This window comes from Ketobacter alkanivorans (assembly GCF_002863865.1).
Lineage (GTDB): Bacteria > Pseudomonadota > Gammaproteobacteria > Pseudomonadales > Ketobacteraceae > Ketobacter > Ketobacter alkanivorans.
Genome location: NZ_CP022684.1, coordinates 2242734 through 2255390 on the forward strand (window position 1 = coordinate 2242734; position 12657 = coordinate 2255390).

Below are 12657 nucleotides of genomic sequence, written 5' to 3' on the forward strand. Positions count from 1 at the left end.
TCTGCCACCTAAACTCATTCTTAAGTCATGAATAAAACGACTCATATCTTACCCATTCCCAGAGCCATCTTGTTCGACTGGCACGGCACACTGGTCGATACCCAGGACGCTATGATTGCTGCACTGGAGGAAATGCTGCCACAACTTGAGGATCTGCATCTGATAGACCGCTTGCAGTCAGAAGCCGATTGCCACTCCAAAGACGATATTAAGTTGGTCCGCTATATTCGCTTGTTCAGGCGTCTACACCCGAAAATACTGGCAGAGCGTCGAATAAGCCGCACAGAAATCTTTAACGCACTTTTCGGCGACGATCTCGACGCAAAAACCATGGCACACCGGGCCTACAATAAGTGCTATCGAAATTACTTTGGCAAAGTTAAACCGTTTCAACAAGGCGCTCGAGAATACCTGGCTTCACTAAAACGCCTTGGCATTATCGTTGGTGTTGCCACCAATCGCAGCCGAGAATTTTTTGAACACGAGCTGCGCACTGTGGACGATGGCTCATGGCCACGCTTGATTGAATTGTCAACTTGTGCAGATGACGTCACCCACTACAAGCCTGATCCTCAGGTGATTCGTTATGCACTGGCACAGAGTGACATCTACCCCAAGCCAGACACTTGGTACATCGGCGACAGCTACCTTGATATGGTAACGGCCAAAGAGGCCGGAGTAACGGCTGTATTCTACAACGGCGGCTGCCGCACACCAGATGAACTGAACCAGCTTTTCTCCGAGGACGAACGCTATGTTCCTGATGCCATCATCAACAGCTTTGAAGAACTGATGGATCAATTGGAACAAGTGCAAGACAACAATCCAGATGCATTTGAAAAGATCGTCAGTAAGGCACGGCCACCTGCTTTTCCGGCGCCGAAGGCCCCTCCGCTGCATATTGAACCAGACTGGCATCCTTCTGTTGCCAAACTTACCGCCCCACGCATCATTCTTTTCGATTGGCATGCCACTCTTGTAGATACGCTGGACGCCATGTACCGCGCAGTGGATGATATGCTGCCCGAACTGGAACAACATGGCTTGCTAACGCGCATGGTTGATCCTCAGCAAAGCAAGTCACCCGATGATGCCAGACTGGTGGAATACGTTCGCAGCTACGCGCAATTACATCCCAAAATAAAAGCCGATCGTAAAATTTCACGCACTGATATTTTTGAAGTTCTGTTTGGCGAAGATCAGGAAGCAAAGCAAATAGCGCATAGAATTTTTAATCAGCATTATCGTAACCATTTCGGCACGGTGTTGCCTTTTGAACCCCAAGTACGCAGCGTCATGGTAGGCCTTAAAGCACTAGGTCTAAAACTTGGGGTCATTACTAACCGTGATCGTGAGTTCTTCGAGCACGAAATCAAAGCAGTAGAGGGCGGCACGTGGGTCAATCTATTTGACACCATGATATGCGGAGATGACACCGTCAATCGCAAACCTCATCCTGACCAGCTGATTGAATCAGCTGCCCAACTCCACCGGGAACCGGCCATGGATATCTGGTACGTGGGAGACAGTACCACTGACATCATCGCTTCCAAATTAGGTGGATTTACCGGCGTATTCTTCAACGGTGCTCAATGGGATCGAAATTGGCTACATACCATCTTTCCCGGTAACGATCGCTACCCTCACAAGCCGGATGTAGTGGTGAATGATTTTTCAGAATTCTGGGCCTTGGTACTGGCTTGCCTGCGCAATGCAGCCACCTAAGACATAGGCTTCGTTATTTTTGCACTGGCCGCTTTTGCAATTTTCGTTGCAAAGTGCGTCGGTGCATATTCAACGCCCTGGCAGTAGCCGATATGTTGCCGTTGTAATCCATCAATACTTTCTGCAGGTGCTCCCATTCCAACCTATCCACACTGAAGGGCGTTTCTTCAATTGAGGCATCCTGACTAATGTCAGCATCCGCAAACAGCCCCATAATTTCGCTGGCATTGATCGGCTTGCAAAGATAGTTATCCGCCCCCTTTTTAACAGCTTCCACCGCCGTTGCAATACTGGCATAAGCGGTGAGCATGACTACACGCTGATTTGGACGCAACACTTTAATCTGATCCAACAAGTTTAAACCACTTTCACCTGCCAGGTTCAAATCCAACAAAACCAAATCATAATGTCGCTGCCGTAAAAGCGGCATAGCTACAGATTCATCCTGAGCGGTGTCGACTGACAATCCTTTTCGCCCTAAAGAACGGCTTAATGTCTGCAAAAAAACAGCATCATCATCTATTAAAAGCACGTTTGCGTCATCAACCATTATTGCATCTTCTTCGGTAACAGGAGGTCATAGGTCTACCTGCTGGGCCATCTCAAAAAGAGGAAGACTGATCTCAACAACAGTACCATCAACGCCGGTTCGCACGTTTAACTCTCCCTGCAAACGGTTGATGGTTGCATGAGACAGGAACAAACCCAGCCCTAACCCATCTTTACGCGCACTCACAAATGGCTGCCCCAACTGCTGGCGTATATCTTCCGGAACTCCAGGGCCTGCATCCTTTATGCTGATAACAAGATTACCAGATTTACTTTTAATGCTCATCTGAGGCGCACTCTTGCTTGCCCGCACCGCATTATCCAACAGGTTCAGCAGTGCTTGCTCTAATGTAGCATCCGCCAACACTTGAACATCCTGTGGCGTTTCGCTATCTACTTGAAGCGCTAACTGAGGGTGCAATAGATTAAACTGCTCACGCAGACTGCCCACCAATTCAGAAACAGACATCGGCTCACGACTATTCTGCCGTAAATCTTCAGCCTTTCGCACCATTTCCTGCAGGATATTTTTACACATACTGATCTGCTGAACCATCAGGTCCCTATCCTTCTGCCACTCGGGCTTACCCGCCACCACCTCACTGAGATCATCCACTAGAATAGATAAGGTAGACAGTGGCGTTCCCATTTTATGGGCCGAACTCGCAGCAAACGTTGCCAACGATACCAGCTGTTCATCCTGCAAGAGTTTTTCACTTTGATGAGCAATAAGCGCTTGCTGTCTACGCACGGAACGAGCCAGCGGTATTACTAACACACAGATCAACGCCGTGGAAATCGCAAACGTCAGCCACATCCCTAATAGGTGAAACTGCATAAGATTATCATGCTGGTGAACACCGTGGTGCCCACCCTGTGAGCTTGCTGACAGCGGAAGAAAATAGCTGGTCAGCAAGGTGTACAGCGACACCACCAGCAGCGCCAGTATTATGGTGTTTTTCCAGTGCAGTAATACTGCACTTAGCGCAACGGGCACTAAGAGAATCGATATTGCGGGGTTGGTATGCCCACCTGCACCATAGAGGTATAGGCCAAAATTAACCACTGATAGAATGAACACAAAAAAATACAGCTTTGGATTCTGTCGAACGCCACGCCACAGCACAAACCACACACCCACACTCAGCATCAACTGTATTACAATTGCCCCACACACTATCAGCGACGGCAATTGGAATCCTTGCCAGATGAGCAAAACCGAAGCCAAAAGCATGACACCCACCAGAGCACAGTTGTACCCATGCAAATAACGTGAGCCAGACACCGAAAGAATCGCGCTTTGCTCTGCCATATTTTGTATTACCCTCTTCTGTTTACACCTTGGGGGAGGCAGCGGTATAGTCCTCTTCTTGCCGTTGCATCAGTATAACAAGGAAAAAGCATGCCCTGGATCGAAGCGCTACTCGCTTTCGCTGTTACCATGATGATTTTATCAACCATCGTCTCGGTTATTATTGAGGCGGGTCACCGCTTGTTTCGGATACGGGAAAAAGGCCTGCGACAACTTATACAACGGCTGCACGAAGATACTATTGCTCCACTGCTGCCACCACAACAGCGCTCGCCTCATAATGAGTTTGTGCGGTATATGACATCATCCGGTTTCACAGCAGGAAACAGTATGGTGGACCGCATAACCAACGCTGGCCAGCTTACGTCTCTCAGCACCCAAGAATTCATCTCCCGATTGGCTGCAACCTCGGAAGGTCAGGCGCTGCATGACCAGAAGGGCCAATCATCCATTGATGAACAAACCTATTTACGAACCATGCTATCTCACATTACCCACCGTTTCGACATCTTGGGGTTAGGAGCCACCGATTACTTCAAACGCCGCGCGAGCTTCTATGCGCTTGTTATCGGGCTATTGCTGGCGCTCACCTGTAATATCAATGCTCTAGAACTGCTGCACACATATCTGCTCGACAATGCCACCCCCCCAATCCTCACCGACCAAAGTGCGGCCATCGATATATCAACACTGGGGCAGCCAGCAGCGCAAAAGCTGGCCCACCTGAGCGATGAGGGCATTACATTCATCGTTTGGTTTTCGAATATACTGCTTTCCGGGGTTTTAATTGGTTTAGGAGGGCCGTTCTGGTTCGACACCTACCGTAAACTGGGGGCATTGGCGGGATTACAAAGCGCTGGCCCACAACAGACCAATAAGGAATCAAACACGCAAGACAATGTGGAAGTGTGGCTGGCCCTGTTTATGGAATCCATCAGAGCCAACCAATTACGGAGCGAGGCACTCAGCTAATCAATAACAGGAACAAGGTAGCGAGGATCTTCAATTACATTCACTTCCACCAGATTACCCGCCTTTTTCAACAGGTTTTTACAATCCTGGCTTAAATGCAGAAGGTGCACAGTCTTACCTGCTTTAAGATAGCGCTCGGCCAAGGTATCAATTGCTTCCAGACCGGAATGATCACAAACCTTAGAACCAAGAAAATCGATGATCACATCGTTCTTATCTTCAGACACCGAAAACTGCGTGAGGAATGCTGTAGTAGAACCAAAGAACAGCGGCCCGGTAACAGTGTAATACTGAGACGTATCGTGCTCTGAACGCTGAACGCGGATTTGTTTGGCATTGTTCCAGGCAAACACCAGCGCAGATACAATCACCCCCACAACTACAGCCACGGCCAGATCCGAAACAACCGTAACGCCCGACACCAGCACCAGTACAAATGCATCACTGCGTGGTATTTTGTTCATGATGCGCAGGCTACTCCACTCAAATGTGCCCAACACCACCATAAACATTACCCCGACCAGAGCCGCCAGAGGAATTTTCTCTATCCACGCAGAGCCCACCAGAATGAAGGCCAACAGGCTAAGTGCAGCCACAATTCCTGACAGCCTACCGCGGCCGCCAGAATTAACGTTAATCATACTTTGCCCAATCATGGCGCAACCGCCCATTCCCCCGAACATTCCGGTGACAGTGTTCGCCAGCCCCTGCCCCAAACACTCACGATTGCCATTACCATGGCTTTGCGTGATTTCGTCAACCAAACGCAACGTCAGGAGGGATTCAATCAACCCTATCGCTGCAAGAATGATGGAATATGGCAAAATGATCTGCAGCGTTTCAAACGTGAACGGTACTGAAGGGATGTGAAATTGTGGCAAACCACCGGCGATGGCAGCAACATCCCCTACCACGCGGGTATCCAGATTGAAGCCTATCACCAGCCCGGTCACCACCAGAATCGCTGCCAACGATGAAGGGATAGCTCGAGTGAACTTGGGCAAAAAGTAGATAACCGCCATGGTAAGAGCAACCAGCCCCAACATCCTCAGCAAATTGGACGTTTCCAGCCAGGCAACATCAATTACGCTACCTTGCAATGTCGTTCCTTCCAGCCACCCCGCCTCCCCAGCAAGGCCAAACTGACTTAGTTGCGCTAAAAAAATCACGATGGCCAAGCCGTTTACAAAGCCTAACATCACCGGATGGGGCACCATGCGGATAAATTTACCCAACTTCAGGGCTCCCGCCGTGATCTGCAGTATTCCCATCAAAACCACGGTGGCAAATAGGTATTCCACTCCATGGTCAGCCACCAGGCTAACCATCACTACCGCTAAGGCTCCCGTGGCTCCAGAAATCATGCCCGGCCGCCCCCCAAACACCGCTGTAATCAGCCCTACCATAAATGCCGCATACAGCCCCACCAGAGGATCAACGCCTGCGACAAACGCAAAGGCCACAGCCTCGGGCACCAAGGCCAGAGCAACCGTCAAACCGGATAGGACGTCGTTTTTAACACTTTGGGCCGTGTTCGCCTTTAACTCAAACATATTCGCTCTCTACTGCTTAGCTCTATTTATCAGCTAATGGGCTATGGGAGACTCTGCATCTATTATAGAAGTGCGCACTCAATCCGCGTTGTATAACTACGCTGAAGCGATAATTGTTACTTAAGTAGACGAGGATATAGACATGCGGCTAATAACTGCGCAGGGCCGCGCATATTAACCGCATGCAGGAACGAAATCAAATTGACTATATGTTAGCAACAATCCAAGTTAAAAGCCGTAACCCACCTCGAACCAGTAATCACAGCGTCCATTGCGGAAATTGTCACGGTTTTCTGGCTCACCACTGATGACCATATAGTTATTACGATCGATATCAAACGCGGCCCACTCAGGCACACCCTCACCATTCGGGTTTCCGGTGCGAGCAAAATTGCCCCAGGCTTGCTGAAATATATCCCTAACCCGCTTATCGGAAGCTCTTGCAAGGGAACTAAGCAAAGGAAATTCAAATAGATAGCCTATATCGGCACTGTGAAATGTGCCAAGAGCGGGTGGATTGGACTTAAACCCTAACGCCGCCAGCCCCATTACAAAGGAGCGAACATCCTGCTCCAACGAGTACATCCAGACATTGTTATTCCGGCTATAGGTGCGGGCCATATTTAAAGTAGGGCACTTCATAATAAAGTCACCACGAGCATCAGCATGCGCCTGCCCAGCAGTAGGGTACTGATCGAAAGGATAGTGCAACGCGATGTCTGCACCTTGACCTGGATAACGTTGCTCCAAGAACTCAGCGTAAACGACCGCATCATCCGGGTGCGAAAGAAACCCGGCAAACAGGCTGCCTTCATCTTTATTAGTACCAAGCAGTATGGGTGTATCATGCCTTGAGCTGTCTGCCAGCAGCTCCAATGGATCGCTTGGGAACACGTCACCATCCACCACCAGCCCTATTCGGAAAAGCCACTCATCCAATCGCCACCCGAACGTTGTAAACAGATTGGCCTTTTTCAAGTCGCGAATGGTTTCTATGGGCAGGTCCCGAGCACACTGCAGAGGCTCATCAGCGTCCAGACAACCCAACTCCTGCATCAAATCCATTCCTTCTTGTTGCGCCTCCTGCAATGTCATAACACCCAGGGTATCGCAGGCTCCGCTCTGCATAATGGCTCGATGTAATAACTTATCCGGCACCTGAGTCTTGGGCGTCGCTAACAGCGCACAAGTGTTGGTGGATCCGGCGGATTCACCAAACACAGTAACGTTACCAGGATCACCACCAAACAGTGCGATTTCATCATGCACCCAGCGTAATGCTGCAATCAGATCTTTTATCGCCTGATTTCCTTTCAGCTCCTCACCACCACCTAATCCTGGTAATGCAAAAAATCCAGACACAAGCAATCGATAGTTTACCGTTACCACCACCACATTTTGTGCTGCAGCCAGACTGGCACCATCATACTGAAGCTCGTTGCTGGAACCTGCCATTTGAGCGCCCCCATGCACCCAAAACATAACGGGGTGAGGGCCTTCTGTATTCGGTACCCAAACATTCAAAGTCAAGCAATCTTCCCGGGGATAAAGCGCGGGCAGGCCTACGCCGTATTGAGTGCAGGCATTTCCCTTACTTTTTGCTTCGAAAACACCATCCCAACTCTGTGGGGCTTGCGGGTCCGCCCAGCGCAGTTCTCCCACAGGAGGCGCGGCATATGGGATACCGAGATATTCTGTCACAGCACCGTTACGATTGCCCTCAACCAAACCATAGCTAGTAGCAACCTGAGGGTCGGCCCCGCAACCAGTAAGCATTGCCCCCAGAAAAACCATCAACCATAGCAACGAAAACCTATATTTGCTTATAAAGCCCAGACGATAACTGCGTGCCATAAAGAAAACGATCCTGTGATTTTTTGTATTAGCACAGGATCTTACCGCTGAAGGAAACCGGAATATTGTAAAGATGGGTCGAAATCGATTAGGCCGGTTATCCCAAGCGGCCGTTCTCACTTAACACGCGAATAGAGGAAGATGCTGCAGAAGTTCTATTTTCCACCCCCATCTTCTTGAATACTTGTTCAAGATGCTTGTTCACTGTACGGGGGCTCATTTCCAATATCTGAGCGATCTCTCGATTGGTTTTCCCATTCGCAATCCACAACAGTACTTCTGCCTCCCTTTCCGTAAGGCTGTAGGCCTTTTTCAGGACTTCGACATCGGAGCTCCCATCCTCCTCAAACAGTCGAAACAAATGCTCATGTGCGTTAATCTCACCAAGGTACTTGCACTGAAGTTTTTTAATCGGCGCATCCACTTGAATTTTCCTTCCTTGCTCTGGCATATGTACCAGCCAGTTGCGTAACACCGGCGCCAAGAACCCTTCAAGCCAATTCGAATCTGCCATCGCCAATTCAAACAATGCAAATACTTGAGGAGTTGCCCATAGCATTTTTCCATTGTGATCGGTTGTAAAGATATTCTGGCCCGCTGTATCCAGCGCAACTCTGGCGCTCTGAGTCATGCGAGCATTGGATAGATGCACCCGCATGCGGGCAACCAGTTCCTGTGGGTTAATCGGTTTGGCAATATAATCAACTCCCCCGGCCTCTAACCCCATGACGATATGCTCAGTATCGCTCAACCCTGTCATGAAAATGATTGGAATATTCTTTAAATCCGCACGTTGCTTCATCCTACGGCAGGTCTCAAAACCATCGATGTTTGGCATAAGCGCATCAAGCAGAATGATATCCGGCCGCATTTTGCATGCGATATTAATCGCCTGTTCACCATCAAGCGCAATCAGTACCGTTAGCCCCTCTTCATCCAGAACCTGACTTAGCATGCCTAATGTTTCTGCAGAATCATCCACGACCAACACCACATCTGATCGTTGCGCTACGACACTCATTCCGATTTCACCTGACTTAGACTTATGATGATATCCATTCTTGCCTGTCTTACAGCAGCGTCCAGATACTCTATAAAAGCAGGGCTGGCACGCTCACCATGCCTGAGTTTATCAAGCTCTGCCTTCAAACCCTGCAAATGTCCTATTTCCGCCATTGCACATAACCGATCGAGTGTGTCACTGTCCGGTAGATCTTTTTCTGGCAGCGAATTCACCACTAAGGGAATGGAAATATTGGATTCACCTTCGTAGATCCATCGCAAGCCAAGCAATCCCCCTATACGTTCTAACAAAGCAGTAACCCGCACGGGTTTAATCAGATAGTCATTATGGGGTCTTAAATCATCGTTATCATGGTGCCCTTCACGTGCATCTGCCGAGATCATAACTATCGGCTCAGTTACTGATGATTCACGCAGGTGGCTGGCAAGCTGCCAACCATTCATGCCTGGCATATTCATATCCAGTAAATATATATCAGGATGCCATTTTTCTAACATCCCGATGCAGTCCTCCGCAGTTTGCGCCTCACCCACCGCGAACCCAATAGGCTCCAGAATATTGCGCATTAAAGAACGATGGACCTCATCGTCATCTACCACCATAACCTTTTTTCGTGCTCCGACGTATCCACGAATTCTCTGCTCTAGCGTGGGAGCCAAGGCAGGCTGCACAATACTGGGCAGCATCAGAGAAACGGTGAACCGACTGCCCATGCCCGGCACACTCTCAACACTGATATCGCCACCCATTATTTCGGTTAATAGTCGAGTAATAGTCAAACCTAAACCGGTTCCCGGTGCGGGAACCATACCTGGCTCATGAATACGCTCAAACGGTTTAAATATCTTGTCTATATTATCCTTACTAATACCAACGCCTGAATCACGCACATTAAACTCAGCCACTTGATTTCTATAACGTACTTCAAGGCTAACTTGGCCCACATAAGTGAACTTTATTGCATTGGATAGTAAATTTATAAGTATCTGCCGTAGCCGCTTTTCATCTGTTGCCACATACTCAGGCAACCGTCCAACGCACTGATACTCAAATCCAATCCCCTTCATCTGCGCCTGAAGCCTAAACATGTTAACCAATTGATCCATCAGTTTCGAAAAACGCACTTCATTACGGTGCAAATCCAGTTTCCCCGCTTCGATCTTGGAGATATCGAGCAGACCTTCAATAAGATCCGACAGATGCTCACTGCTGCGTAGAATGACATTAACTGCCTCTCTTCGATTTTCCGGGATAGTTTGATCACCTTCCAGTAACTGGGCATAGCCCATTACAGAATTCAAGGGCGACCTTAATTCATGACTGATTCCGGTCAGGTAGCGACTTTTTGCATTATTTGCTGCTTCGGCCAGCTCCTTTGCCTGCTGTAGCGCAAGGTCTGTTTGTTCGTGGGCAAACACTTCCTGTTGTAATAATTCAGTTTGTCGTTCTGTCTCTTCCTGAGCCACCAGCCGGCTTTCATGGGCCAGAACAAACAGCCAAACGGCAACTCCAGCAACAATCAACAGGATGAAAAATTCTTTCCACAACAAGTTTCCAATTAATTCCTTAACAATCAAATCGGGCGCCTGAACTTCGAAATATACAACTGTCAATATCAGGGCTATGAACAAGGAGCATAACGACATCAACGCCATGAAATGGCCAAATCTTGAGTTCATGTGAGCAACAATTCTTTGTGGCAATATCGCAGCCATCAAGTTCAGCATTTGCTCGGACATGCGCGCATGAGGTTTGCAACGATCCTGGCACCGAGCATCCAAAGAACAGCACAGCGAACATATGTGTCCTCCGTATGCGGGGCACAAAGCCATATCTTCTGCTTCAAAATTGTGTTCGCATATACAGCAGGTCGCTATTCCGTTGCTGGTTACTATGTATGATGGTTGCCGTGCTATGTAGTACCGGCCTTTCGTCACCCACGCAATAAAGGGTGCGATAACAAAAGCCGAGGCTAACGCTAAATACGGCGCAAGAGCCTGAGCTATGTCACCGTAGCTTCCCATGTGAGCACTGATACCTATCAAGGACGCCAACACCATTGAGCCGAAGCCCACCGGATTAATGTCATATAGATAGGCACGTCTGAACTCGATTGCGGGCGGACTCAAGCCTAAAGGTTTGTTTACAACCAAGTCCGCTACCAATGACCCAACCCAGGCAACAGCGACAATCGCGTAAACCCCCAGAATCTCTTCCAGTGCACGATATATCCCCAGCTCCATTAGCAACAACGCAATCACCACATTAAAGATCAACCAAACAACACGCCCCGGGTGGTTGTGGGTAAGCCGCGAGAAGAAATTCGACCATGCAATTGAACCAGCGTAAGCGTTGGTGACATTGATCTTGAGCTGGGAAAGAATCACGAAAACGCCTGCCATTGCCAACGCGAATTCTGGAGATGATGTGATGTAACCAAAAGCGACTCGATACATGGTAGTCGGATCACTCGCGTCAGTTTCGGCAATACCATGATTGAGTGCGAGCACCGCCAGAAAAGAACCCGCAAATACTTTTAACACCCCTACGCCAATCCATCCCGGCCCCGCGACAATCATCGAGCTCCACCACCGCCAAGCCGGCACCTGTGGTTTTGGTGGCAAGAATCGCAAAAAGTCCACCTGCTCGCCAATTTGCGCGATCAACGAGAAGATCACCGCAGATGCAGCCCCAAACAACAGGATATTAAATCCTCCGTCAGCGCCCTCCTCAGCACCGACGTAACGGGTCCAGTCCTCCACGGACACCACATCATTCAAGCCTATGTAGATAAAAGGAAGCAACTGAAGACAGACCCATAGCGGCTGCGACCATAACTGGAAACGGCTGATCAATGTGATGCCGTGCGTAACCAAGGGAATAACCAATACAGCGCTAATCAAATACCCGATTGAAACCGGTATATGAAAGAGCTGATCCAACGCCATGGCCATTATTGCAGCTTCCAGAGCGAAGAATATGAAGGTGAATGATGCGTAAATTAGCGACGTGATGGTCGAGCCGATGTAACCAAAACCTGCACCACGAGTGAGCAAATCAATATCGATGCCATATTTTGAAGCATAGAAGGCTATAGGAAAACCAGTCACAAATATGATTAGCCCTACTGTTAAAATGGCTATTGCCGCATTGGTGAAACCATAATTCAGCGTGATGGACGCCCCTATGGCTTCGAGCGCCAGAAACGATATAGCACCTAGTGCAGTGTTACTTACTCGAGCAGCTGACCAGCGACGCGCACTTTTCGCTGTAAAACGTAATGCATAATCTTCTAAGGTTTCGTTTGCAACCCACTGATTGTAGCTACGCCTGACCCTGAATATTTGTTGCCTTGCCGCCATTTGTCTATGCCCAGTTTGATTCACCTGCCAACCGGCAGCATCGTATGCTTAAGCGATGATAGCGCGGATGAAAATCCGATTTCAGAGAATCCCCAAGTCACATCCTGAATGACTACGAACAAGACATGCAGCAATTTGCATACCAAGGGAAGCAATTAAGTGGCCCTGGGATAGTGTATGACTATGCGTCAAATGACGTAGGTGCATAGGGTATTCGGCGAATGTTGTCACCCATGTGAAAACGCAATACTGCCCACCATGACACAACGCCTTGCGCTGCTGCGCTGTCGACAGGCATTCGAGTGT

General features: G+C 48.9%; 8 protein-coding genes. 2 read left to right on the top strand and 6 right to left on the bottom strand.

From position 1 onward, the window contains the following. Positions 1–27 precede the first annotated feature (27 nt). A complete protein-coding gene (locus Kalk_RS09730) occupies positions 28–1725 on the top strand; it encodes an HAD family hydrolase (RefSeq protein ID WP_101894061.1) in 1698 nt (565 codons plus the stop codon). Positions 1726–1738: 13 nt separating this feature from the next. Here the strand turns inward: Kalk_RS09730 and Kalk_RS09735 are convergent, their stop codons facing one another. Together Kalk_RS09735 and Kalk_RS09740 are read right to left on the bottom strand one after the other, a co-directional pair. Then, complete coding sequence (locus tag Kalk_RS09735; RefSeq protein WP_101894062.1) at positions 1739–2275, bottom strand: response regulator transcription factor; 537 nt, start codon at positions 2273–2275, stop codon at positions 1739–1741. Between the two features lie 27 nt (positions 2276–2302). Next, the gene (locus Kalk_RS09740) at positions 2303–3586 is read right to left on the bottom strand and encodes a sensor histidine kinase (RefSeq protein WP_101894063.1); all 1284 of its coding nucleotides are present in this window, start codon (positions 3584–3586) and stop codon (positions 2303–2305) included. A gap of 90 nt (positions 3587–3676) precedes the next feature. On the opposite strand from Kalk_RS09740, the gene Kalk_RS09745 reads away from it, so the two are divergent. After that, positions 3677–4558 (top strand): hypothetical protein, encoded by an 882-nt coding sequence (locus Kalk_RS09745; protein WP_101894064.1) that lies wholly within the window; start codon positions 3677–3679, stop codon positions 4556–4558. Here the strand turns inward: Kalk_RS09745 and Kalk_RS09750 are convergent. The 4 genes from Kalk_RS09750 to Kalk_RS09765 all read right to left on the bottom strand — a co-directional run bounded on the left by Kalk_RS09750 (position 4555) and on the right by Kalk_RS09765 (position 12351). After that, the gene (locus tag Kalk_RS09750; RefSeq protein WP_101894065.1) at positions 4555–6111 is read right to left on the bottom strand and encodes a SulP family inorganic anion transporter; all 1557 of its coding nucleotides are present in this window, start codon (positions 6109–6111) and stop codon (positions 4555–4557) included. The two genes, Kalk_RS09745 and Kalk_RS09750, sit on opposite strands and share 4 nt — an antisense overlap. A 228-nt stretch (positions 6112–6339) precedes the next feature. After that, a complete protein-coding gene (locus Kalk_RS09755) occupies positions 6340–7965 on the bottom strand; it encodes a carboxylesterase/lipase family protein (protein WP_101894066.1) in 1626 nt (541 codons plus the stop codon). A 97-nt stretch (positions 7966–8062) separates the two neighbouring features. After that, on the bottom strand, positions 8063–8986 hold the full coding sequence (locus tag Kalk_RS09760; protein ID WP_101894067.1) for a response regulator transcription factor: 924 nt from the start codon (positions 8984–8986) through the stop codon (positions 8063–8065). Further along, positions 8983–12351: a hybrid sensor histidine kinase/response regulator gene (locus Kalk_RS09765; protein WP_101894068.1), complete on the bottom strand. Its 3369-nt coding sequence runs from the start codon at positions 12349–12351 to the stop codon at positions 8983–8985. Before Kalk_RS09765 ends, Kalk_RS09760 begins: the two co-directional genes overlap by 4 nt. Positions 12352–12657 lie beyond the last annotated feature (306 nt).